This is a genomic window from Streptomyces sp. NPDC048483 (genome assembly GCF_040651455.1).
Lineage (GTDB): Bacteria > Actinomycetota > Actinomycetes > Streptomycetales > Streptomycetaceae > Streptomyces.
In genome coordinates this window covers 16,316-38,325 of sequence record NZ_JBEZJZ010000026.1, presented here as the reverse complement: position 1 = coordinate 38,325, position 22,010 = coordinate 16,316, and the positions used below count along the sequence as shown (strand labels likewise).

Here is a 22,010-nt window from a genome sequence, read left to right as displayed (position 1 = left end):
CGTCGCCCCCACAGCGAATGCACGGAAATCCTGCGGTTGTGTAACAGCCCCTCGGGGGTCATACCTTGGGCTGAGGGCGGTGCGGTGCGGGTCATCCTCCCGGGGGATGAGGGGCCCCCTCTAAAGGCGGACGGCCCCAATCAAGCCGGATTGGGGCCGTTTTTGGCCACGCGGGTCAAGGGTGCGCGCGGTCGGGCGTTACGCGTGCGGCAGCCGGTAGCGGCCGCCGCCCAGCGGTTCCACCAGTCCGTCCGAGACCAGCCCGTCCAGCGCACGGGCGCGCTGCACCGGCTCGTCCCACACCGCGTCCAGCACCTGCTGCGGCACCGGCGCGACCGCCTCGCGCAGTACGGCCAGCAGCTTGCCGCGCACCTGGCGGTCGGTGCCGGCGTATGTCTGGGTGCGCCGCGGCGGTCCCTCGTGCGCCGGGGACCCGGCCAGCCGCCAGGCGCACTGCGCCGCGATCGGGCAGCGGTGGCACTCGGGGCCGCGCGCCGTGCACACCAGGGCGCCCAGTTCCATCGTGGCCGCGGCCCAGCGCGCCGCCAGCTGCTCGTCCCCGGGCAGCAGGGCGCGGGCCAGCTTGCGTTCGGCGGCCGTGGTGGCGTTCGGCGGGTACTGGCGGCCGGTGACGGCGCGCGCGAAGACCCGGCGCACATTGGTGTCCAGCACCGCGTGCCGCTGTCCGTACGCAAAGGACGCCACGGCCGCGGCGGTGTACTCGCCGACACCGGGCAGCGCCAGCAGCTGGCCGTGCTCGTGCGGTACGTCACCGCCGTGCCGCTCTTGTATGGCGGACGCGGCGGCGTGCAGCCGCAGCGCGCGCCGCGGATAGCCGAGCCGGCCCCAGGCGCGCACCGCCTCGCCCGGCGCCTCGGCGGCCAGGTTGGCGGGGCGCGGCCAGCGGGTCAGCCACTGCTCGTACACCGGCAGCACGCGGCTGACCGGCGTCTGCTGCAGCATGAACTCGCTGACCATCACGCCCCAGGCGCCCGCCTCGGGGCGGCGCCAGGGCAGATCGCGGGCGTGCTCGTCGAACCAGTCGGTGACCGGGCCGTGCAGCCCGGTCCCGTCGGCGGCCTCCGCGGCCGAAGCGGCGGAGGCGGTCTCGGCGGCGGCGGTCATGGCAGTGGTTGTCGCAGGCGTCGAAGTCATGGCACCACCGATCCTGGCACGCCCGGGCCCGCCCAAGAAACGCCCCGCCCCGCGCGGCCCCGCGCCCACCCGCATGCGGGACGGCCCGGTACGTACGGGTGGCCGCTACCGGCGGTACGCGAGCGAGCGGGGAGGGAGGAATGCGGGCGGTGAAGAGGGGGGCAGGGAGGGGTGCGGGGAGGGAGGATGCGCAGATGACTGAACGTGCATGTCCGCCGTCGATCCGGCGGGCGCTGACCGGGCACACGACGATGACCTTGGCGTACGCGGACGAGGACGGGCCGCAGGCGGCCGCGGTGCTGTACGCCGTGGACGCCGACGCGGCCGCGGGACCCGTCCTCTACTTCGTCACCTCGACCGGTACGCGGCACGGGCGGGCCCTCGCCGGGCCCGGTGAGGGGCGCGTCGCCTTCACGGCGCAGCAGGACGGTCAGCAGTGGGACGGGCTGACGGGCCTTCAGGGACGGGGCCGCTGCCGGCCGCTGGGGGACGACGAGCGGGCGGCCGGCTGGCGGGTCTACACCGACCGCTTCCCCTTCGTCCTGGAGAGCGAGCGGCTGCGCCCCGCCCTGGAACGGACGACGCTGTGGGAACTGCGGCCCGACTGGCTGCGGCTGATCGACAACGCCCAGGGATTCGGACACAAGGAGGAGTGGCGGCCGGCCGGGACGCCGTAGCCGGTCTTCATGGTCCTTTTCACCCCACACCGGCTGTCCGACGGGCCGTCTTCGGGTCGCCTCCGGGCCGTCTGCGGGCTGATGATGGGAAAAGTTGCGGCGTCATGCGGCGGGTACTGGCCGGTCTGTGCGCTGATCTCTCGTAGAGTTTCCGCGTGGGATCACTGCGCAATCCGATCGGGCCGCTTCCCTCCTCCATCTACTGGCGGCGGAGGGCCGTTGCGCTGGCCATCGTCGCACTGCTCGCCCTCGTGGTGGTGTGGGTCCTCAGCATGGGCGGGGACACCGAGGAGACCGGCGGCAAGGGCGGCAAGGGCACGGCGCACGGACCGGGGCCCGCGACGTCCATCACGCCGGGGCCCTCCGGCAGCGGGCCGGCGATCAGTCAAAAGCCGGGTGGGCGCGGCGGATCCGGCGGCGAGTCGGGCTCGGGCGGCTCGGGTGGCGCGTCCGGGGCGGACGACGGCGACAACGGAGCGAGCGGCTCCGGCGGCTCCGGCGGCGGCCCCATCGGCCAGGGCTCGGGCGGCAGGCCCGTGCCGGTCGACTCCCCGCTCCTCAACTGCACCACCGACGGGGCCGAGTTGACGCTGCGCAGCATCAAGCACACCTACAAGCCGGGTGAGAAGCCGCAGTTCGAGCTGACCGTCAAGAACTCCGCCGGCTCCGCCTGCAAGGTCGATCTGGGCCGTAAGGCCGCGGTGCTGACGATCAAGGACTCCGCGGGCGACGACCGGGTGTGGGCCTCCAACGACTGCCCCGCGGGCACCAGCCCGGCCCTGCTGAAGGTGCCGGCCAAGGGCTCCGTGGAACGCACCGTCGAGTGGGACCGCCGGGCCAGCGCCCCGCAGTGCGCGACGCCGAGCGCGGCCGCGGTGCCGGCCGGGAAGTACGTCGTCGAGGCGAAGGTGCCGGGGCTGGACCCGGTGGAGGCGAAGTTCGAGCTCGCCAAGGGCTGAGCCGGGGGTGGGCGGCGTTCCCCAACTTCCCTCCTTCGAACGTCATTCCGCTCAGAGCGAGCAGGCCAACCCGGGCCGGGCCGGTGCGGCACAGTCACTGTCATGAAGCTGTTGATTCTGGGCGGGACGGAGTTCGTGGGGCGCGCGGTTGCCGAGGCGGCGACGGCCCGCGGTTGGCAGGTGACCGTGTTCCACCGTGGTCGGCATGCGGCGCCGGAGGGTGTGACGGCCCTGCAGGGCGACCGCGGCGGCGCCCCGGCGGGGCTCGCGGCGCTGGAGGAGGGCGAGTGGGACGCTGTCGTCGACACCTGGAGCGGCGCGCCGTCGGCCGTACGGGATGCGGCGCGGCTGCTGGCGGGGCGGGCCGGGAGGTATGCGTACATCTCCAGCTGTTCGGTGTACGCGTTCCCGCCCACGGGCCGGCTCACCGAGCGGTCCCCGGTGGTGGCGGCCCCTCTCGACGCCCCTGACGCCCCCGATGCCGACACCTACGCGACGGACAAGCGGGGCGGCGAACTGGCCGCGCTCGACGCCTTCGGGGACCGGGCGCTGCTGGTCCGCGCGGGCCTGATCCTCGGCCCCTACGAGAACATCGGCCGCCTGACCTGGTGGTTGAGCCGCATCGCCCGCGGCGGCCCCGTCCTCGCCCCCGGCCCGCGCGACCTGCCCCTCCAGTACATCGACGCCCGCGACCTCGCCGAGTGGACGCTCGATGCCGTACGGGACGGCCTCGACGGCCCGTACAACCTGGTCAGCGAGCTGGGACACGCCACGATGGGCGAGCTGCTGGAGAGCTGCGCGGCGGCCACCGGGGCGGACGCCGCACTCCGCTGGACGCCTCCGGAGGACGTCCTCGCCGCCGGCATCGCCCCCTGGACCGAGCTCCCCGTCTGGCTGCCGCCCGGCGAGGTACGGGACGCGCTCTACGGCTCCGATGTGTCCAAGGTCCTGGCGGCCGGGCTGCGCTGTCGCCCTGTCAGCGAAACCGTGGCCGACACATGGGCCTGGCTGCGCCGCATCGGCGGGGAGGCGCCACTGCGTCCGGACCGCCCGGCGATCGGGCTGCCGGCGGAGAAGGAGGCGGCGGCGCTCCGCTAGGGGCGGTGCCGTGAAGAGGGGGCCGGCGGTAGGCACCCCTCAGACGTACCGCTCCAGGATCGACGACTCCGCCAGCCGCGACAGGCCCTCGCGGACCGAGCGGGCGCGGGCCTCGCCGACGCCGTCGACGGCCTGGAGGTCGTCGACGCTGGCGGCGAGGAGTTTCTGGAGGCCGCCGAAGTGGTCGACGAGGCGGTCGATGACCGTGCCGGGGAGGCGGGGGACCTTGGCCAGGAGGCGGAAGCCGCGGGGGGAGACGGCGGCGTCGAGGGTTTCGGGGGCGCCGCTGTAGCCCAACGCGCGGGCGACGGCGGGGAGTTCGAGGAGTTCGGTGTGGGTGAGGGCGTCCAGCTCGGCGAGCGCCTCGGCGACCGTGCGGGAGCGCTTGGCGGTGGGCTCGGGGACGTAGTCCCGGACGACCAGCTCGCGTTCGGGCTCGACGCCGGCGATCAGCTCGTCGAGCTGGAGGGAGAGGAGGCGGCCGTCGGTGCCCAGCTCGACGACGTACTCGGCGATCTCGGTGGCGATCCGGCGGACCATTTCGAGGCGCTGGGCGACGGCGGTGACGTCCCGTACCGTCACCAGGTCCTCGATCTCCAGGGCGGAGAGGGTGCCGGCGACCTCGTCCAGGCGGAGCTTGTAGCGCTCCAGAGTGGCCAGGGCCTGGTTGGCACGGGAGAGGATCGCGGCGGACTCCTCGAGGACACGGCGCTCGCCGTCCACATACAGGGCGATCAGGCGCATCGACTGGCTGACCGAGACGACCGGGAAGCCCGCCTGGATGGAGACGCGCTGGGCCGTGCGGTGGCGGGTGCCGGTCTCCTCCGTGGGGATGGAGGCGTCGGGGACGAGCTGGACGCCGGCCCGCAGGATCTTGGTGATGTCCTTGTCGAGGACGAGGGCGCCGTCGAGCTTGCACAGTTCCCGCAGGCGGGTGGCGGTGAATTCGACGTCGAGGACGAAGCCGCCGGTGCACATGGACTCGACGGTCTTGTCGAAGCCGAGGACGATCAGGCCGCCCGTATTGCCGCGCAGGATGCGCTCCAGGCCGTCGCGCAGGGCCATGCCGGGCGCGACGGCGCTCAGCGAGGCGCGCATCAGGCGATCGGTGCCGGAGCTCCCGGACCTGCCGGAAGCCGATGCCCGGTCGTTGGCTGCCACTGCACTCCTCCGTCGCAAGGTCAATCGGTCCGCAGGCCGCCCGGCCCATGCTGCGATGACGTACTCAGCGAGAGTACGCCGGGGTCCCGGTCGGCAACACGACTGCGGTGACGGGCGAGACCAGGGCAAAGTCTACCGGCGCACATCCTCCTCTCGTGGGGCCTCCCGGCGTACCCGCTTGGGCAGCACACTCAGCGCCTGTCCGACGTCGGCGACCTCGAGGACCCGCATTCCGTCGGGGATCTTGCCGGGGTCGGAGGGGACCAGGGCGTGGGTGAAGCCGAGCCGGGCGGCTTCCGAGAGGCGGCGCTGGACTCCCGTGACCCGTCTGACCTCGCCCGCGAGGCCCACCTCGCCGATGGCGACCAGGTTCTTGGGCAGGGGAGTGTCGCTGGCGGCGCTGGCGAGCGCGAGGGCCACGGCGAGGTCGGCGGCGGGTTCGGTGAGCCGCACGCCGCCGACCGTCGCGCTGTAGATGTCCCGCTTGCCCAGGGCGCTGATCCGGCCGCGCTGTTCCAGGACGGCGAGCATCATCGAGACCCGGGAGGTTTCGAGGCCGGAGGTCGTACGGCGGGGGGACGGGATCTGGGAGTCGACGGTCAGCGCCTGGACCTCGGCGACCAGGGGGCGGCGGCCCTCCAGCGTCACGGTCAGGCAGGTGCCGGGCACCGGCTCGTCGCGGCGGGTGAGGAAGAGGCCGGAGGGGTCGGCGAGGCCCGTGATGCCCTCGTCGTGCAGCTCGAAGCAGCCGACCTCGTCCGTCGTGCCGTAGCGGTTCTTGACGCCGCGGACCAGGCGGAGGCGGGCGTGGCGGTCGCCCTCGAAGTGGAGGACGACATCGACGAGGTGCTCGAGGAGGCGGGGCCCGGCGATGGTGCCGTCCTTGGTGACATGGCCGACGAGGAGGGTGGACATCCCGCGTTCCTTGGACGCCCGGATCAGGGCGCCGGCGACCTCGCGGACCTGGGCCATACCGCCAGGCGCGCCCTCGATCTCCGGGGAGGCGACGGTCTGGACGGAGTCGAGGACGAGGAGGGACGGCTTGATGGCGTCCAGGTGGCCGAGGACGGCGGAGAGGTCCGTCTCGGCGGCCAGATAGAGGTGGTCGTCGAGCGCGCCGATGCGGTCGGCGCGCATCCGCACCTGGCTCGCGGACTCCTCTCCCGTGACATAGAGCGTGCGGTGCTCGTCGGAGGCGGCCTTGGCGGCGACGTCCAGGAGGAGGGTGGACTTGCCGACGCCCGGCTCGCCCGCCAGGAGGACGACCGCGCCGGGGACCAGCCCGCCACCGAGGACGCGGTCCAGCTCGGGCACGTGCGTCGTGCGGGCGGCGGCCTGCCTGCCGTCGACCTGGGCGATGGGCACCGCGGCGGTGGTGACCCGGCCGGGCGCGGTGGTGCGCACCGCGGGGGCGCCGCCGTGTTCCTCGACCGTGCCCCATGCCTGGCACTCGGGGCAGCGGCCGAGCCACTTCGCGGTGGTCCAGCCGCACTCGGTGCAACGGTAGGAGGGGCGCTCCTTGGCCGACGTTTTACGGGTTGCCATGGGGTCACCGTATCGGCGGGCACCGACAACGCCTGCCGCCGTCGGCCGTTGCGCCGACCGGGTGGGGCGTGCGGCCGGGAATCCGGGCTGGTGTCCCCTTTTGAGGGAGATGGTCACCCGTACGGGTTAAAAGTGTCGAAGGGGAGCGAGAGCGGCTGCATCATCCGCCTACCGTCGCCGGGTGATGAGCAGCAGGCCTGAGCACCCCACGCACACCACCGGCGCACACCGGTCGCGCGGCGCGCAGCCGCGGGAACGGTCCGGTCGCCAGGACCGCCAGATTCGCTACGACGCCTATCTGGACGGGCTGTTCACCTACTGCCTGTCCGTCCTGTGCGAGCACGACGCGGCCACCGCGGTGCTCGGCGAGACGCTGGCGCTGGCCGAGCGGCACCACGGCCGGCGCCCGTCCGCCCCGGACCTCTACCGCCCCTGGCTCTACGCCCTGGCCCGCTGGGCCTGCCTGCGCCGCCTCGCGGAACGCAGCGGCGACGCCGACGCCGAAACCGCCGCCGACGCCGAGGCGCGGCAGCGCGAACTGGCCGCGCTGGCCTGGCCGGAGGCGGCCGGGACCACCCCCGAGCAGCGCGAGGTGCTGGAGCTCTCGGTACGCCACCACCTCCCGTCGGGCGAGGTCGCGGCGGTGCTCGGCGCCGAACCGGCCGCCACCCGTGTGCTGCTGGCCGCCGCCTGCTGCGAGGTCGAGCGGACCCGGGCCGCGCTGGCCGTCGTCGAACGTGGCCGATGTCCCGAGGTCGCGCAGGTGGCGGGCGATTCCCAGATGCTGCTGGGCGCGGCGCTGCGCCGGGAGCTGGTGCGGCATGTGGACGACTGCGCCGAGTGCCGGCGGACCGCGGAACGGGCCACCGCCACCGGGCCGTGGCCGGGAACCGCGCCCGCGGCGGCGGGCTCGCTGCCGCTGGTCGCCGCGCCGCGGGAGGCGGTGTCGGCCGCGATGGCGGCGGCCCGGCGGTCGCGGTCGGGGCGTGCGGAGGGCGTGGCGGGCGCGGGCGTGGCGGCGGGCGGCGGGCGCGCGGGCCGGGTGCCTGGGGCAAACGGTTCTCCTCGCTATGACCGCAGCGGATTCCCCGTAGGCCCCACCGACCGGGCGGCCCGCCGCCGACGGCTGCGCAACCGGGCGCTGACCACCACCGTCGTCGCGACCGTGCTGGCCGCGCCGGTGTTCGCCGTATGGGCCGCGTACCGCCAGGCCCCGCCGACCGAGGAGACGACGGACGGCACCCCCGCGGTGACGGCCAATGAGCCCGAGAGCGACGGCGGCCGGCTCAACGGCCGCCGCTACGAGAACGCCGGCAACGCCCAAACAACCCCCGGCCCGGCCTTCTCGCCCGGCGCGACGTCCGATGTGTCGGCCCAGGTGATCGGCGCGGACGGCACCCCGCTGCGGCTGCCCGGGCCCGCCCGGGACCGGACCGGGCCCGGGCGGCTGACCGTCACGGCGCAGCCGAGCGGCGGGACGACGGTCATCACGCTCAGCGCGTCCGGCGGGGCCCCGGTGCGCTGGACGGCGTCGGCCGGTGCGCCCTGGATCCAGATGAGCCATACGGCCGGGGTGCTGCGGCCGGGGGAGTCCACGACGATCACGGTCTATGTCGATCACGACCGGGAGCCCGAGGGCCACTGGCGCACCCGTATCGCGATCGAGCCCGGCGGCACCGCCGTCACGATGGAGGGCCACGGCGTGACCGAGCCGGACCCCGACCCGAGCGCCCCCTCACCCACGGACCCGACGCCGACCCCACCGAAGCCGACCCCGACCCCGCCGGCACCGACCCCGACGCCCACGGACCCGACCCCGACGCCGCAGCCGACGGACTCGCCGCCCAGCACGTCCCCGACTCCGCAGCCGTCCACCACGGCAAACCCCGCCCGCTGACCTCGGGACCTCGGGACCTCGGGACCTCGGGACCTCGGGAACTCCTGGAATACCGCCCGGCCCGGTCACGTTGTGGCCCCGCAGGGGGCGCTCACACCCCCTAGGTGATCTGTTCCCCCGCCCCTTAGGGCCCCCGCCCCTTAGGGCCCCCGCCCCGAGCCCCCCCACCCCGAGCCCCCAGGCCAGGTACACGCACCCCTAGGCCCGGCAGACGCACGCCGCCAGCGACGTGTGCCTCCTCCAGCCCAGCGTCTCGTACAGCGCGCGTCCGTCGTCGGTCGCGCCCAGGATGCCGAGGCTCGCGCCCTCGGCCGCGGCGTGGTCGGCGAGGGTGCGCATCACGAAGTCCCCCAGGCCGCGGCGGCGGTGGGCTTCCTCGGTCACCACGCGGCCCACGACGGTGGCCTGTCCGAGGACGGCCATCTGCCCCGTGGCGGCGGGTCCGCCTGCTGCGTCGCGCACCTGGACGTAGGTGACACCGTCCCGGGTCTCCACGGACGCGGTGTAGCCCTCGGGTGGCGCCGGGTCCGTAGGCCTCAGCTCCACGGCCATCAGATGGCCCGTCTCCTCCTTGTCCACGACCCAGCCCTCGGGGAGCCAGCCCGCGACCTCATCCGGTTCCATGGGGACCTTGAGCCAGGTGTGCGGCACGTTCACGGACGCGGCGGCCCGGCGTACCGAGGCCTCTGTGGCGGCGGGCAGTACATGGCGCCCGTGGTCCGGATCGCCCACCTCGCTGGAGAAGCCCCAGGGCTTCTCCAGCGGCGGCGGTGTGCCGCGTGACACGGCCCAGCCGGACACCCAGGTGCTGACCAGTTCCGGAACCATCAAGCCGATCGAGTCCGTCAAGCCCGTCGAACCCGTCGAACCCGTCAAGCTCATCGACCCCATCGACCCCATCGTGCCCTCCCGAAGTAATAGGCAACTTCCGGGAGGGCGCATTACGGCGGGGTGCCGGGGTGAGGCATCTCCTTTATCGCGATCGCGGCCCAGCGGGCGGCGGTCGTCACGGCCAGGCGTGCAGCACTCCGGCGGGGGCCCAGGGCCCCCGCCCCGACCTACTTCTTCGCCTCCGAAGCCTTCGCCCCCGCCGGCTTCGGATCCGCCGGATGCGGCGCCATCGGCAGCGTCGCCGCCAGCCGCTCCTCGCACAGCTCGGCGAGCTTGGCGTAGCCCTTCTTGCCCATCAGCTCGGTCAGCTCCGGCTTGTACGTGACATAGACCGGCTCGCCCGCGCCGTGCGCCGAGGTCGCCGAGGTGCACCACCAGTGCAGGTCATGGCCGCCCGGACCCCAGCCGCGCCGGTCGTACTCGCCGATCGTCACCTGGAGGATCCGGGTGTCGTCGGGCCGCTCGATCCAGTCGTAGGTGCGCCGCACCGGCAGCTGCCAGCAGACGTCGGGCTTGGTCTCCAGCGGTTCGCGGCCCTCGCGCAGCGCGAGGATGTGCAGCGAGCAGCCCGCGCCGGCCGCGAAGCCGGGGCGGTTCTGGAAGATGCACGAGCCCTGCCAGCGGCGGGTCTGCCGCTCGCCGTCCTCGTCCTCCTCGGTCCAGCCGGTCTGCGTGCCGACGTCGTGGAACTGCCACAGGTCGGGCGTGAGACGTGCCACATGCTTGGCCACCCGCTCCTCGTCCTCCTCGTCCGAGAAGTGCGCGCCGAGCGTGCAGCAGCCGTCGTCGGCCCGGCCCGCCTGGATGCCCTGGCAGCCGCTGCCGAAGATGCAGGACCAGCGCGAGGTCAGCCAGGTCAGGTCGCAGCGGAAGACCTGCTCGTCGTCGGCCGGGTCGGGGAACGTGACCCAGGCACGGGCGAAGTCGAGGCCCACCTCGTCGGGCGACGCCCCGGCGGCCACCGCTTTTTCCTGCTTGGTGTGCTTCGTCTTCTTCGCCTTTTTCGTCTTTGCCACGACTCCAGCCTAAGGCGGGCCGCAAGAGATACCTGCCGCGGCAGTAGGTTTCCCCTCATGAGACTCGGTGTCCTCGATGTGGGTTCGAATACAGTCCATCTCCTGGTGGTGGACGCACACCCCGGCGCACGCCCGCTGCCCGCCTACTCGCACAAGGCGGAGCTGCGCCTTGCCGAACTCCTCGACGACGGAGCCATAAGCGACCACGGGGTGGAGCGGCTGGTGGCCACCGTCCTGGAAGCGCTCCAGGTGGCCGAGGACAAGGGCGTCGAGGACGTGCTGCCGTTCGCCACCTCCGCGGTCCGCGAGGCCACCAACAGCGAGGACGTGCTGCGCCGGGTCGCCGCGGAGACCGGCGTGGAGCTGCGGGTGCTCTCGGGCCAGGACGAGGCGCGGCTGACTTTTCTCGCCGCCCGCCGCTGGCTGGGCTGGTCCTCGGGGCGGCTGCTCGTACTGGACATCGGCGGCGGCTCGCTGGAGATCGCGTACGGGCTCGACGAGGAGCCGGATGTGGCGGTCTCCCTGCCGCTCGGCGCGGGCCGGCTGACCAACCGCGATCTGCCCGGCGACCCGCCGGACACGGAGGCCGTACGGGCGCTGCGCCGCCGCGTACGGGCCGAGATCGCCCGCGTAGTGAGCGAATTCACCCGCTACGGAACGCCCGACCACGTCGTCGGCACCTCCAAGACCTTCAAGCAGCTGGCCCGGATCGCGGGCGCCGCGCGCTCGGCCGAGGGCCTGTACGTCCAGCGGGAGCTGACCCGCAAGAATCTGGAGGAGTGGGTGCCGCGGCTGGCCGGGATGGCGGCGGCGGAGCGGGCCGCGCTGCCCGGCGTGTCCGAGGGCCGCTCGCGGCAGCTGCTGGCCGGGGCACTGGTCGCGGAGGCGGCGATGGACCTGTTCGGGGTCGAGACGCTGGGCATCTGTCCGTGGGCGCTGCGCGAGGGCGTCATCCTGCGGCGGCTGGACCATCTGCCGGCTCCGGCGACGGAGTAACGCGGCGGCCCGGACCTCGTGCCCGGGGCACAGCCTTGGCCCGTACGCTGTCCCTCGTGACAGAGCCAGTGGTGCGCATCCCCGATGCGAAGGTCGCCCTGTCCACGGCCTCGGTGTATCCGGAGTCGACGGCGACGGCCTTCGAGATCGCCGCGCGCCTGGGCTACGACGGCGTCGAGGTCATGGTGTGGACCGACCCGGTCAGCCAGGACATCGAGGCGCTGCGCCGGCTGTCGGACTACCACGGGGTGCCGGTGCTGGCCATCCACGCGCCGTGTCTGCTGATCACGCAGCGGGTGTGGTCCACCGATCCGTGGGTCAAGCTCCAGCGGGCCCGTAACGCCGCGGAGAAGCTGGGCGCCTCGACGGTGGTCGTGCATCCGCCCTTCCGGTGGCAGCGCAGTTACGCCCGGGAGTTCGTGCGCGGCGTGTGGCGGATGGAGAACGAGACGGAGGTGAAGTTCGCCGTCGAGAACATGTACCCGTGGCGCTACCGGGACCGCGAGATGCTGGCGTACGCCCCGGACTGGGACCCCACCAACGACGACTACCGGCACTTCACCGTCGATCTCTCGCACACCGCCACGGCGCGCAATGACGCGGTGAAGATGGTGGAGCGGATGGGCGACCGGCTGGCGCATGTCCACCTCGCCGACGGCAACGGCTCCGCCAAGGACGAGCACCTGGTGCCGGGGCGCGGCAGTCAGCCCTGCGCCGAGGTGCTGGAGCGGCTGGCGGCCACCGGCTTCGCCGGGCATGTGGTCGTCGAGGTCAACACCCGCCGCGCGATGTCCGCCGCCGAGCGCGAGGCCGACCTCGCCGAGGCACTGGCCTTCACCCGGCTGCATCTGGCCTCGCCCACCTGGGTGCCGGGGTCGTGAGCGGGCGCAGCGAGGTATCGGCATGAGCGGGGCACCCTCGGAGGAGCCCGTGAAGCCCGCCCGCCGCCGGGGCCGCCCTGCCCGCGCCGAGGCGGCCGAGGGACCCGGCGCCCGCGAGCGGATCCTGGCGGCGGCCCGTACGGAATTCGCCGAGCGCGGCTACGACAAGACGTCGGTACGCGGCATCGCCAAGGCGGCCGAGGTGGATGCCGCGCTGGTGCACCACTACTTCGGCACCAAGGAGCAGGTTTTCGCGGCGGCCATCGAGCTGTCCTTCGCCCCCGCGCTGACCATCCCGGACGCGATCGCGGGCGGCGGCGAGGCCGGCGCGGGCGAGCGGATGGCCCGCTTCATGTTCAGCATCTGGGAGAACCCGGTCAGCCGGCCGCCGCTGCTGGCGATCATGCGCTCGGCGCTGACCAACGAGACCGCGGCGACCGTGCTGCGCGGCCTGGTCGAGCGCCGTCTCCTCCAGCGGGTGGCGGGCGAACTGCACGTCCCCGACCCGGAGTTCCGGGCGCAGCTGGCCGCAAGCCATCTGATCGGCATTGCCATGCTCCGTTACGTCATCAAGATGGAGCCGATGGCGTCCGCGGACCTGGAGGAGATCGTCGCGATGGTGACGCCGACGCTTCAGCGGTATCTGACCCAGCCCTAGACGAGTAGGTCCGCAGTCCAGGGGCCGGCGGTACGGCCGGGCGGCCGCTCCGGCGGTGTCCGTACTGCGGTCAGGCATCTCACATACCGGAGTCAGTGTCCGGATCTTGGATCAAGAGCGTAACCTCGGGATCAGCTGCTGTATGGCGCCGTTGCCGTCCGTAGTACGTATCCCGAGGGAGTGACCATCGTGCCCGAGCTGAGGTCCCGGACCGTTACCCATGGCCGCAACATGGCGGGCGCCCGCGCCCTTATGCGGGCCTCGGGTGTAGCGGGCTCGGACATCGGTAAGCCGATCATCGCGGTCGCCAACTCGTTCACCGAGTTCGTGCCCGGACACACCCACCTCGCCCCGGTCGGCCGGATCGTCTCCGACGCCATCCTGGCCGCGGGTGCCGTCCCCCGTGAGTTCAACACCATCGCCGTCGACGACGGCATCGCCATGGGCCACGGCGGCATGCTGTACTCCCTGCCCTCCCGCGACCTGATCGCGGACTCGGTGGAGTACATGGTCGAGGCGCACTGCGCCGACGCGCTGATCTGCATCTCCAACTGCGACAAGATCACCCCGGGCATGCTGATGGCCGCCATGCGCCTGAACATCCCGGCGGTCTTCGTCTCCGGCGGCCCCATGGAGGCCGGCCAGGCCACCCTCGTGGACGGCACGGTCCGCAAGCTGGACCTGATCAACGCCATCGTCGACGCCGTCAACGACAACGTCTCCGACGAGGACGTCCTCCGCATCGAGGAAAACGCGTGCCCCACCTGCGGCTCGTGTTCGGGCATGTTCACCGCCAACTCGATGAACTGCCTGACGGAGGCCATCGGTCTCTCCCTGCCCGGCAACGGCTCGGTGCTCGCCACCCACACCGCCCGCCGCGCCCTGTACGAGAACGCCGGCCGTACGGTCGTGGAGATCACCAAGCGCTACTACGAGGACGACGACGAGTCCGTCCTGCCGCGCAACATCGCCACCCGCGCCTCCTTCGAGAACGCCATGGCCCTCGACATCGCCATGGGCGGCTCCACCAACACCATCCTCCACCTGCTCGCCGCCGCCCAGGAGGCCGAGCTGGACTACGACCTCAAGGACATCAACGAGGTCTCCCGGCGCGTCCCGTGCCTGGCCAAGGTCGCGCCGAACGTCGCCCCCGGCGGCACGTACTACATGGAGGACGTGCACCGCGCCGGCGGCATCCCCGCCATCCTCGGCGAGCTCTACCGCGGCGGACTGCTCAACGAGGACGTGCACTCCGTCCACTCCGCCTCGCTCGCGGAGCACCTCAAGACCTGGGACGTGCGCGGCGGTTCCCCCTCCGCCGAGGCGCTCGAACTGTGGCACGCGGCCCCCGGCTGCAAGCGCTCCGCCACGGCCTTCTCCCAGTCCGAGCGCTGGGAGTCCCTCGACGTGGACGCCGAGGGCGGCTGCATCCGCTCCGTCGAGCACGCCTACTCCAAGGACGGCGGCCTGGCGGTCCTCAAGGGCAACATCGCCGAGGACGGCTGCGTCGTGAAGACCGCCGGCGTCGACGAGTCCATCTGGACCTTCGAGGGCCCGGCCGTGGTCTGCGAATCGCAGGAAGAGGCCGTCGACAAGATCCTCACCAAGCAGATCAAGGAAGGCGACGTCGTCGTCATCCGCTACGAGGGCCCCAAGGGCGGCCCCGGCATGCAGGAGATGCTCTACCCGACGTCCTTCCTCAAGGGCCGCGGCCTCGGCAAGGCCTGCGCGCTGGTCACCGACGGCCGCTTCTCCGGCGGCACCTCCGGCCTCTCCATCGGCCACGCCTCGCCCGAGGCGGCCTCCGGCGGCACCATCGCGCTCGTCGAGGACGGCGACCGGATCCGTATCGACATCCCCCACCGAACGATCGAACTCCTCGTCAGCGACGAGGAGTTGGCGGCCCGCCGCGAGGCCCTGGGCGGCGTCTACGCCCCCAAGTCCCGCCAGCGCAAGGTCTCGGCGGCCCTGCGGGCGTACGCGGCGATGGCAACCAGCGCGGACAAGGGCGCGGTGCGCGATGTGAGCAACCTCGGCTGAGCGTTGTGAGCAAGCTCGGCTGAGCCGACGCAGTCGCGCGGGAGCCGTACGGGCCCCGTCCGCTGGATTTACCGGCGGGCGGGGTCCTTTGTGTTTCGGCTACCCGATGGGACAGCGCAGTTCGGGAAGGGAACGGTTCGGAGAGCACGTCACCAAGGCCAGCGACAGGAACGAAGGGCGTTCGAGGTAGAAGCCCAGAGACACGTCACCACCCCATCCGAGTCGCTCTGCGGCAGAGCTGCCGAGTGTGGCCAGATGGGCTGTGCCTCGGTGAGCGCCGGAATCGAAGCGAGGGGCGTACTGCGCCAGTTGCTCCCCGAGCCAGGCTGCTGCCTCTCGCGCCCCTTCCCATGTCCCCAGGACGGAGGTCACGGGCTTCATCAGCCAGTGAGCTGTCTCGATGGGGGGAAGGTTGGTATGCGGGAATTCCGCTACAACGTCCCGGTACCGATCGTGCAGCCGGTAGCGCTCCCCGTCGTCAGGCCCTGCTGCCGGGGGCGGCTCGGGATGCGGAGGCCGCCGTAGGCCCTCTTCGTCGAAGCGCTGTTTCGGGCCCGTCCACAGATACCCATGGTGGTGCACAGTCGTCGTCCCGTTCGGCTCAGATGGGGTTGTTGGGACCAAGCCGGTCTCGGCCCCCCCCCGGGGAAGGGCCGAGACCGGCTGGAGCTGAGGGGCAGCGTCAGGCCGAGAGCCCGAACCGCGCTGGGTTGAGACCCGCCGCGTCCAGTTCAGCCGTGGTGAATCGGAGGGGCTCGCTACCCGGTCGCTTGCTGTCGCCAACTGCCCAGGCGTCCGGGCCGATGCGCGCGAGGGTCACGCAGGATTCCCCGTCCGGGTGGGTGTTGCCTCCGCATGCTGTGGTGAATACGGCGCCATCGATGGTGAGTGCGTACAGGTCGGTTCCGTTGTGCATCGGTGTGCCTTCCTGATCGTCTGCCGCGTGCCGACCGTCTGTCGGCACGGATATATCTTCGGCAGCGGTCAGCGCACGGCCTAGCGTGTTTCCTGTTCCCGCAAGAATCCGTCCCTGATGCGTTCGACCATGTCGCGCATTCCATCGCCGGACAGGGCCATCTGCTCGAAACCCTGAAACTTTCGAACGTAGAGGTCGACGTCCCGCGGGTCGGTCACGGTCACTTCTGCGTGAACCGTTTCGACCGTAACCATGCGGTCATCCCGGATGACGAAAGAGTGGTTCGCTACATCGTTTTGCCGCACTTCGAGGGGGACGACTCGTATGTCCACGTGGGACAGCCGGGAAATGGAGACGATCCGGTCAAGCTGAGCGGCCATCATCTGCGGCGAGACGATCCGCCACCGGAGAACCGGTTCCGTGATGATGAAGTGCAATGACTTGGTGCCGTCGTAGAGGACGGCTTGACGGTCGATCCTCCCGGCGATGGTGCGCGCCAGAGAATCCTCGCTCAGGTCGTGACGCTGCAGAACGGCCTTGACGTATTCCGGTGTCTGGAGCAGTCCGGGAACCAGGGCGGACTGAAAGAGCCGAAGCGTCGTCATCTGCGCTTCGAGCGCCTTGGTGGCCTGCTGACCTTTGTGGAGGCCGGCCCGCTGCAGCAGCCGCCAGGCGGTCACCTCGGTCGCGGCGGCGCGTGCCGCGTTCGTGTACTCCGCTTTGACCTCGTCGGATACGCCGATTGCGCTCAGGATGCGTTCGACGTCGGTCGGGCTCGGCGACAGCTTTGCATTCTCGATCTTGGAAAGCTTGGACGGCGACATGAGTGCGCTGCGGGCCACTGCTTTGGCCTCCTTTTTGGATGCCATGCGCAGTGCCCGCAGCGCGGCCCCGAGCTGTGCTCTGTTCATTCGCCGTGCTTGGCCCACCAATCAGTGAACGGCACCGCACGGGCGAGCGCTTCGTCCCGGTGGCCGACGAACTCTGCCGCGCGGCCGGGCGGCAGCACATCAGCCCCGAGAAATGCGCCGTGATCGTCGTAGCGCATGACGGCGGCGCTCTCTGCATCGAAAAGCCAGAAATCGGGGACGCCCGCCAGCGGGTTGGGTTGTTCGGTGACGTCGAGGATGAAGAACTCTTCCCCGCCGGTCATGTTCTTCTGATACCCCCACCCGAGTTCGAACCTGAGATAGTCCGTCAGCGGGCGGGTCACGATGTGTACGCGATGAATGCGCTTTCCCTGGCTCGTATGCGACCGAAGCTCAGCCACCCAGCGGGAGTTGTAGTCCTGTGGTTGCGGTTGCCCGGACAGGAACGTCCGATAGGCGTCGACATTCCCGGAGTTGCTGTAGTCGTCCAGGGATTCCAGCCGGAACGCCTCTTGCTCGAACGTGTCGAAGAGGTCTCCGAGGGTCTTAGATGAGCTGGTCACGGATGGCCTTCCGAATGAGGTCGATCGGGATCTCCACGAGGGTTTCGTGAGCGGGAATCCGTAAGCCGTGGTTGGTCGGGGTTTCCCCCTGTACCAGGAGGGTGTCGCGGTCCGTCGCGTACAGCGTCGGGCAATCCTTCTTGTCGCACGTACTGACCAGCTTGGTCACCTTCATGGTCACCGGTTCCCCTCTGCCGTGCCGCTGGTTCGCGGCGTTGTACTCGATGCTCCCGAGGCCGTGGCTCAGGGGTCAAGGGATCATGGTTGACGGAACGGGAAACCAGGCAGCGGCCCCCGTCGCGTCAGTGACGGGGGCCGGTCTATTTGGGGCTTGGTGCGTCAGACGCCGGGCAGCGCCCCGCCCTTCACGGCGGTGACGAACGACGACCAGGCGGCCGGCTCGAAGAGGAGCGCGGGGCCGTGGGGGTTCTTGCTGTCGCGGACGGGGACGACAGTGGGGAAGTCGTCGGCGACCTCGATGCAGGCGCCGCCGTCTTGGTTGCTGTAGCTGGACTTGCGCCAGGTGGCGGTGCTCAGGTCGATGGTTCGCACGGCACTTCCTCCAACATCTGAACAATGAACTTCCGTGAGTCGGCCGGGCTCAACGCCAGGTCGCGAACCGCATCGTACGCGTGTTGCAGCCGTTCGACGGAAGCCGATTCCTCGACGAGTTCGCCCGAATATCCGGTCTCCACCCATGTCGCGGTGCGGCCGCCCGGGAGCCGCAGGAACATGGTGTCGGTGTTCGACAGGGCGTGGAGTCCGACGCTATAGCGCACCACCTGAACGGTGATGTTCGGCCGCTCCCCCATGGCCACGAGGTGTTCAAGCTGACTCCGCCACTCGTTGGCGTCGGCCAGCGGCGTGCGCAGCACAGTCTCGGACAGGATGGTGCGGAACTGCGGCGCATTGTCTGCGTGCAGCACCTCGCAGCGTCCTGTGCGAGCATCCACCTGCCGCGTTAGTGCGTCGCCGCTGAGGCCTCCAGCCGAGAGCAGCTCGCGTGCGTAGCCCGGCGTCTGCAGCAGCCCATGCAGGGTGCTGACCCCGTAATGCCAGAGGTTCACCGCTTCACGCTCCAGGTACATGTAGCGGCGGTACCGCTCCTTGAACTGGGTGTGATCCGCGGCCGCCAACTCCCAGAGCGCCAGCAGCAGTCCAGGCGTCCCGTAGTGCTGGTCAAGTGCCTCGGCGACCTCCGGGCCCCCGATCGTCTGCCCCTTCTCCATCTTCCCGAAAAGGGACGAGTCCCAGCCCAGCGCCTTGCCGAGCTGCCGCAGGCTCTCCCCTCGCTGCACGCGCAGTAAGCGCAGCTCTTCCGCAAGCCGTCGGCGCGGCTCCTGGCTCCGACCCGTGACCGTTCTCCTCTGCGGCATGGGCGCTCCTCCTCCGTGGAAGGTGTGGAATTTGCGGTCCGGGGCGTGGAACTACGGGCCCGCAAGGGGCATTTGCGCCCTTCTCCTGGTGCATTCTCGTAACGCCCGGACCACGCAGCGTAGTTGCGTGCCGGTGCTTCACATACGGAAACGGCAGACGGCAGACAGGAACGGCACCATGACGGCAGAGAAGTTGGCAGAAGCGGCAGCGGCATGCGACGAGTTGGCGGCGGCGCTCGCGCGGGCGGGCATCGTGCTGCCGTCGCTGGGGCTGGACCCGGTGTCGTACAGCTACGAACGGCCCCGCGTGCTGGTCGAGTTGGGGCGGTGCAACCTGGAGACGACGTACCAGCTCATCGGCGTGCTGAAGAGGGCGGTGGACCGGTGACTGCGCGCCTCGTACCGCGCCTCGGACGGCGACTCCTTGCGCTGCTTCTCCCCGCAGGCGGCAGGCACCGTGCCACCGCCACCCCGCAGCCGGCCCCCGCCCCGCCCCTGGGGCACCACCGCAGCCGCCTCCCGCGTCACAAGAGCCCCTACGCCCGCGACGCGGCCGAGAACAGGCCTTTGCTGGACACGCGGAATTCCGTACGCCCCTACGTACTCACGGATACGGATACCGACACGGGCATCGGCACCGACGTTGATACGTACGACCTGGCGGCGGCCTGAGACGGCCGGCCGACGGCCCGCGGACATCAGCCCGTACATCTCCCCGGCGTGCCACATCGGCACACACGCGAAGTGTGACAAGGGCACCCCGGAAGCTGCCACCACGGTGCCAGGATTCCGGCGCGAGGCGTGCGCCTGCTGTTGCCATGCCGCTCTACGGTCCGGCCGTCACCAGTCGGCCGGGTCCTTGGTCGCCGTCCCGAAAACCGTCCCGTTGGGCGCCGTCGCGTAGATCTGGCCGCCGCGGGCATCCACCACCGGGGCGGGCAGGGACGACAGGAAGCCGTTGTGGCGGTCGGCGGCCAGCTGTGGCGGGGTCTGCCCGAGCAGGGAGCCGTTGCGGGTGTCGAGGGCCAGCAGCCGTCCGTCGCCCGCGGTGAAGTACAGGCGGTTGCCGCTGACCACGGGCGCCGAGACCCGGCTGACCGAGGTCTCCACGTCCCAGGCCCGTTCGCCGACGGCCCGCAGTGAGCCGCCCTCGGCCAGGAGGTACACCGTCTCGCCGCGCACCACGGCCGCCACGGTGCCCTCGAGCGGGGCGGTGAGGGGGATGCGCCGGGTGCGTTTGGTGTGCGGGTCGTAGCTGACGACGGCGGTGGTGATGAAGGGGGACTGCGGGTCGACGGCGATGAAGTAGAGCGTGCCGGAGGAGCCGGTGCCCGCCAGGGTGAGGGAGCCGGGCAGCCGCCGCGCCCAGTGGACCGAACCGTCCTCCGGGTCGATCGCGGTGACCTGGGTGTGGGAGCTGTCGACGGCGTTGTCGGCGGCGTAGGCGGTACGGGCGGTACGGGCGTCGCCGAAGGCGGTGAACAAGGCCTGCTGGTGGCCGGCGAAGCGTTTGTGCCAGCGCTGCCGGTGGGTCGCGCTGTCCAGCGCGGTCACCGTGCCGTCCCCGTCGGCGAGCAGGACGCGGTCGCCGACGACGCGGGCCCCGCCCTCGTACCGGGTCAGGTCCTGGCTCCAGCGGACGGCGCCCTTCCCCTTGACCGACGGGTCGAGCGCCGTCACCCGCTTGCTGTCGGGGGAGAAGACATACAGCAGTCCGCCCGACAGGACCGGCGGCCTGGGCGCCCGCGCCGTGGCGGGTCCGCCGGTGCTCCGCCACACCACGCGCCCGGTGTCCGCGTCCAGGCGGGCGGCCCGCACCCCGGGCTGGGTGCAGAAGACGGCGCCGGAGCCGGCCGTGCAGAACGGGATCTCGGCGCGGTGGCCGGCCGGGCGCTTGAGGAGCGTGGTCCGCCAGGGGTGGAAGGCGGTGCGGGGCTCGCTGGGCGGATGGGTCTGTAGCGCGGGGTCGTGGTCCGCGGCGCCGGGCATCAGCGCGCGTACGCCCATGAAGCCGCCGGCACCGGCGAGGAGCAGTGCCACGGCGGCCCAGAGGGGCCAGTGGCGGCGGGCCGGGCGGGTGGCCGGGGCGCCTGCGGAGGGCGCGGCGTCGCCTGCGGCGGTGCCCGTACGGGAATCCGCACGGGAGGTGGGGGAGCCCGGACGGGAAGCGGGGGAATCCGTGTGGACGCCGCCCCGTGCGGTCGCCCCCGCAGCCGATTCCGCAGCCGACCCCGCGTCCGCCCCCGTATCCGTCTCCGCGTCCGTACCGACCCCGCTGCGGAGCACCGAACCGGCCCGGACATGGGTGGCCTCGGCCCGCGACGGGGCGGACTCGGCGCGGACCGGCTGCCGTTGGGCCGGTATCCGCGCGTCCGGAGCCGGGGCCGGCGCGAGCAGCCGGTCGTGCAGCTCCGTGGGCAGACCGGCATGGAGCTCGGGGTCCAGCTCGCTGTGCAGCAGCCGCATCAGCAGGTCCGGCGTCGGCCGGTCGGCCGGATCCTTCGCCAGGCAGCTCTCGATCAGCGGCGCCAGCTCATCCGGTACGCCGGTCAGATCCGCCTCGTCGTGCACCACCTGATACGCCACCAGGTACGGGCTCTCCGAGTCGAACGGGCCGCTCCCGGTCGCCGCATGGACCAGCACCGACCCCAGTGCGAACACATCCGCCGCCGGGCCCACCTCGCGTGGCCGCTGGAACTGCTCGGGCGCCATGAAAGGGGGAGTGCCGATCAACTTGCCGGTCTCGGTGCGCATTTCGCTGTCCGACGGACGCGAGATACCGAAATCGATGACTTTCGGGCCGTCGGCGGCCAGCAGAACATTTCCCGGCTTCAGATCGCGGTGCACGACCCCGGCGCGATGGATGTCGCGCAGCGCCTCGGCGAGGCCACAGGCCAGTCGGCGCACCTCGTCGGGTGCCATCGGCCCCTTCCGTTTCACATGGTCGGAAAGGGTCGGGCCAGGAATGTGGAGGGTCGCCATCCAGGGCCGTTCGGCGTCCGGATCGGCGTCCACGACCGGCGCGGTAAAGGCCCCGCTGACCCGGCGGGCGGCCGCCACCTCCTGTCGGAACCGCCCCCTGAACTCCGGGTCCTGGGCGAACTCCGCGTGAATGACCTTGACCGCGAGCAGCAGCCCCGAGGACGAGCGCGCCAAATGCACCACGCCCATACCGCCGGAGCCCAGCCGTGCCTCCAGGCGATAGTGACCGGCGTATTCCGGACGCTCCGCTTCCGGGCCGGCCCCGGAATCACGCAGCGGCGGCATCGCTCCACCCCCGTGTCCTGCCGTGTGCAATTCGGTCGCAGGTGC

At 71.7% G+C, this 22,010-nt stretch carries 23 protein-coding genes; 10 read left to right on the top strand and 13 right to left on the bottom strand.

Annotated features, from left to right (window positions below):
- Positions 1 to 198: 198 nt before the first annotated feature.
- On the bottom strand, positions 199 to 1,155 hold the full coding sequence (locus AB0D04_RS16415; protein ID WP_362703357.1) for an A/G-specific adenine glycosylase: 957 nt from the start codon (positions 1,153 to 1,155) through the stop codon (positions 199 to 201).
- A 194-nt stretch (positions 1,156 to 1,349) separates the two neighbouring features.
- Here AB0D04_RS16415 and AB0D04_RS16410 point away from each other — a divergent pair, with 194 nt between their 5' ends.
- The 3 genes from AB0D04_RS16410 (at position 1,350) to AB0D04_RS16400 (ending at position 3,889) form a co-directional block, all read left to right on the top strand.
- Complete coding sequence (locus AB0D04_RS16410; protein ID WP_362703355.1) at positions 1,350 to 1,832, top strand: pyridoxamine 5'-phosphate oxidase family protein; 483 nt, start codon at positions 1,350 to 1,352, stop codon at positions 1,830 to 1,832.
- A 155-nt stretch (positions 1,833 to 1,987) separates the two neighbouring features.
- Positions 1,988 to 2,791 carry a hypothetical protein gene (locus AB0D04_RS16405; RefSeq protein WP_362703353.1) on the top strand — a complete coding sequence of 268 codons (804 nt, stop codon included), beginning with the start codon at positions 1,988 to 1,990 and terminating at the stop codon, positions 2,789 to 2,791.
- 102 nt (positions 2,792 to 2,893) lie between these two features.
- Positions 2,894 to 3,889, top strand: coding sequence for an NAD-dependent epimerase/dehydratase family protein (locus AB0D04_RS16400; RefSeq protein WP_362703351.1), 996 nt, complete (start codon positions 2,894 to 2,896; stop codon positions 3,887 to 3,889).
- Between the two features lie 39 nt (positions 3,890 to 3,928).
- Here AB0D04_RS16400 and disA read toward each other — a convergent pair whose 3' ends face one another.
- Entirely contained in the window at positions 3,929 to 5,050 is a 1,122-nt protein-coding gene (disA, locus tag AB0D04_RS16395; RefSeq protein ID WP_362703350.1) for a DNA integrity scanning diadenylate cyclase DisA, read from the bottom strand.
- A gap of 132 nt (positions 5,051 to 5,182) precedes the next feature.
- On the bottom strand, positions 5,183 to 6,595 hold the full coding sequence (gene radA / locus AB0D04_RS16390; RefSeq protein WP_362703349.1) for a DNA repair protein RadA: 1,413 nt from the start codon (positions 6,593 to 6,595) through the stop codon (positions 5,183 to 5,185).
- A gap of 184 nt (positions 6,596 to 6,779) precedes the next feature.
- Here radA and AB0D04_RS16385 point away from each other — a divergent pair, with 184 nt between their 5' ends.
- Positions 6,780 to 8,492: a sigma-70 family RNA polymerase sigma factor gene (locus tag AB0D04_RS16385; RefSeq protein WP_362703348.1), complete on the top strand. Its 1,713-nt coding sequence runs from the start codon at positions 6,780 to 6,782 to the stop codon at positions 8,490 to 8,492.
- A 198-nt stretch (positions 8,493 to 8,690) separates the two neighbouring features.
- On the opposite strand, the gene AB0D04_RS16380 is transcribed toward AB0D04_RS16385, so the two are convergent.
- Together AB0D04_RS16380 and AB0D04_RS16375 are read right to left on the bottom strand one after the other, a co-directional pair.
- On the bottom strand, positions 8,691 to 9,341 hold the full coding sequence (locus tag AB0D04_RS16380) for a GNAT family N-acetyltransferase (protein WP_362703346.1): 651 nt from the start codon (positions 9,339 to 9,341) through the stop codon (positions 8,691 to 8,693).
- Positions 9,342 to 9,550: 209 nt separating this feature from the next.
- Positions 9,551 to 10,399, bottom strand: a complete 849-nt coding sequence (locus AB0D04_RS16375) for a hypothetical protein (protein WP_362703345.1) — start codon at positions 10,397 to 10,399, stop codon at positions 9,551 to 9,553.
- 57 nt (positions 10,400 to 10,456) lie between these two features.
- Between AB0D04_RS16375 and AB0D04_RS16370 the strand changes: the two genes are divergently transcribed.
- The 4 genes from AB0D04_RS16370 (at position 10,457) to ilvD (ending at position 14,974) form a co-directional block, all read left to right on the top strand.
- Complete coding sequence (locus AB0D04_RS16370; protein ID WP_362703344.1) at positions 10,457 to 11,395, top strand: Ppx/GppA phosphatase family protein; 939 nt, start codon at positions 10,457 to 10,459, stop codon at positions 11,393 to 11,395.
- Positions 11,396 to 11,451: 56 nt separating this feature from the next.
- Positions 11,452 to 12,276, top strand: coding sequence for a sugar phosphate isomerase/epimerase (locus AB0D04_RS16365; protein WP_362703342.1), 825 nt, complete (start codon positions 11,452 to 11,454; stop codon positions 12,274 to 12,276).
- Positions 12,277 to 12,298: 22 nt separating this feature from the next.
- On the top strand, positions 12,299 to 12,934 hold the full coding sequence (locus AB0D04_RS16360) for a TetR family transcriptional regulator (protein ID WP_362703341.1): 636 nt from the start codon (positions 12,299 to 12,301) through the stop codon (positions 12,932 to 12,934).
- Positions 12,935 to 13,123: 189 nt separating this feature from the next.
- Complete coding sequence (ilvD, locus tag AB0D04_RS16355; protein WP_362703340.1) at positions 13,124 to 14,974, top strand: dihydroxy-acid dehydratase; 1,851 nt, start codon at positions 13,124 to 13,126, stop codon at positions 14,972 to 14,974.
- A 99-nt stretch (positions 14,975 to 15,073) separates the two neighbouring features.
- Here the strand turns inward: ilvD and AB0D04_RS16350 are convergent, their stop codons facing one another.
- The 7 genes from AB0D04_RS16350 to AB0D04_RS16320 all read right to left on the bottom strand — a co-directional run bounded on the left by AB0D04_RS16350 (position 15,074) and on the right by AB0D04_RS16320 (position 18,698).
- On the bottom strand, positions 15,074 to 15,556 hold the full coding sequence (locus tag AB0D04_RS16350; RefSeq protein WP_362703338.1) for a hypothetical protein: 483 nt from the start codon (positions 15,554 to 15,556) through the stop codon (positions 15,074 to 15,076).
- 100 nt (positions 15,557 to 15,656) lie between these two features.
- A complete protein-coding gene (locus AB0D04_RS16345; protein WP_362703429.1) occupies positions 15,657 to 15,890 on the bottom strand; it encodes a DUF397 domain-containing protein in 234 nt (77 codons plus the stop codon).
- Positions 15,891 to 15,970: 80 nt separating this feature from the next.
- Entirely contained in the window at positions 15,971 to 16,801 is an 831-nt protein-coding gene (locus AB0D04_RS16340) for a helix-turn-helix transcriptional regulator (protein WP_362703336.1), read from the bottom strand.
- A complete protein-coding gene (locus AB0D04_RS16335; protein WP_362703335.1) occupies positions 16,798 to 17,322 on the bottom strand; it encodes a DUF6879 family protein in 525 nt (174 codons plus the stop codon). Before AB0D04_RS16335 ends, AB0D04_RS16340 begins: the two co-directional genes overlap by 4 nt.
- Positions 17,306 to 17,497, bottom strand: coding sequence for a hypothetical protein (locus AB0D04_RS16330; protein WP_362703427.1), 192 nt, complete (start codon positions 17,495 to 17,497; stop codon positions 17,306 to 17,308). The genes AB0D04_RS16335 and AB0D04_RS16330 overlap by 17 nt, the downstream gene beginning before the upstream one ends.
- Before the next feature lie 164 nt (positions 17,498 to 17,661).
- Positions 17,662 to 17,874, bottom strand: a complete 213-nt coding sequence (locus tag AB0D04_RS16325; protein WP_362703334.1) for a DUF397 domain-containing protein — start codon at positions 17,872 to 17,874, stop codon at positions 17,662 to 17,664.
- A complete protein-coding gene (locus AB0D04_RS16320) occupies positions 17,856 to 18,698 on the bottom strand; it encodes a helix-turn-helix transcriptional regulator (protein ID WP_362703333.1) in 843 nt (280 codons plus the stop codon). Before AB0D04_RS16320 ends, AB0D04_RS16325 begins: the two co-directional genes overlap by 19 nt.
- 178 nt (positions 18,699 to 18,876) lie before the next feature.
- Between AB0D04_RS16320 and AB0D04_RS16315 the strand changes: the two genes are divergently transcribed.
- The gene (locus AB0D04_RS16315) at positions 18,877 to 19,086 is read left to right on the top strand and encodes a hypothetical protein (RefSeq protein ID WP_362703331.1); all 210 of its coding nucleotides are present in this window, start codon (positions 18,877 to 18,879) and stop codon (positions 19,084 to 19,086) included.
- Complete coding sequence (locus AB0D04_RS16310) at positions 19,083 to 19,370, top strand: hypothetical protein (protein ID WP_362703330.1); 288 nt, start codon at positions 19,083 to 19,085, stop codon at positions 19,368 to 19,370. Before AB0D04_RS16315 ends, AB0D04_RS16310 begins: the two co-directional genes overlap by 4 nt.
- 168 nt (positions 19,371 to 19,538) lie before the next feature.
- Here AB0D04_RS16310 and AB0D04_RS16305 read toward each other — a convergent pair whose 3' ends face one another.
- On the bottom strand, positions 19,539 to 21,965 hold the full coding sequence (locus tag AB0D04_RS16305) for a serine/threonine-protein kinase (protein WP_362703329.1): 2,427 nt from the start codon (positions 21,963 to 21,965) through the stop codon (positions 19,539 to 19,541).
- Positions 21,966 to 22,010: the final 45 nt, after the last annotated feature.

Excerpts from the sequence above, each read along its gene's own strand:
- AB0D04_RS16415 (WP_362703357.1), bottom strand. The coding sequence starts at position 1,155 with ATGACTTCGACGCCTGCGACAACCACTGCCATGACCGCCGCCGCCGAG.
- AB0D04_RS16410 (WP_362703355.1), top strand. The coding sequence starts at position 1,350 with ATGACTGAACGTGCATGTCCGCCGTCGATCCGGCGGGCGCTGACCGGG.
- AB0D04_RS16400 (WP_362703351.1), top strand. The coding sequence starts at position 2,894 with ATGAAGCTGTTGATTCTGGGCGGGACGGAGTTCGTGGGGCGCGCGGTT.
- radA (WP_362703349.1), bottom strand. The coding sequence starts at position 6,595 with ATGGCAACCCGTAAAACGTCGGCCAAGGAGCGCCCCTCCTACCGTTGC.
- AB0D04_RS16385 (WP_362703348.1), top strand. The coding sequence starts at position 6,780 with ATGAGCAGCAGGCCTGAGCACCCCACGCACACCACCGGCGCACACCGG.
- AB0D04_RS16370 (WP_362703344.1), top strand. The coding sequence starts at position 10,457 with ATGAGACTCGGTGTCCTCGATGTGGGTTCGAATACAGTCCATCTCCTG.
- AB0D04_RS16360 (WP_362703341.1), top strand. The coding sequence starts at position 12,299 with ATGAGCGGGGCACCCTCGGAGGAGCCCGTGAAGCCCGCCCGCCGCCGG.
- AB0D04_RS16345 (WP_362703429.1), bottom strand. The coding sequence starts at position 15,890 with ATGCACAACGGAACCGACCTGTACGCACTCACCATCGATGGCGCCGTA.
- AB0D04_RS16340 (WP_362703336.1), bottom strand. The coding sequence starts at position 16,801 with ATGAACAGAGCACAGCTCGGGGCCGCGCTGCGGGCACTGCGCATGGCA.
- AB0D04_RS16330 (WP_362703427.1), bottom strand. The coding sequence starts at position 17,497 with ATGAAGGTGACCAAGCTGGTCAGTACGTGCGACAAGAAGGATTGCCCG.
- AB0D04_RS16320 (WP_362703333.1), bottom strand. The coding sequence starts at position 18,698 with ATGCCGCAGAGGAGAACGGTCACGGGTCGGAGCCAGGAGCCGCGCCGA.
- AB0D04_RS16315 (WP_362703331.1), top strand. The coding sequence starts at position 18,877 with ATGACGGCAGAGAAGTTGGCAGAAGCGGCAGCGGCATGCGACGAGTTG.
- AB0D04_RS16305 (WP_362703329.1), bottom strand. The coding sequence starts at position 21,965 with ATGCCGCCGCTGCGTGATTCCGGGGCCGGCCCGGAAGCGGAGCGTCCG.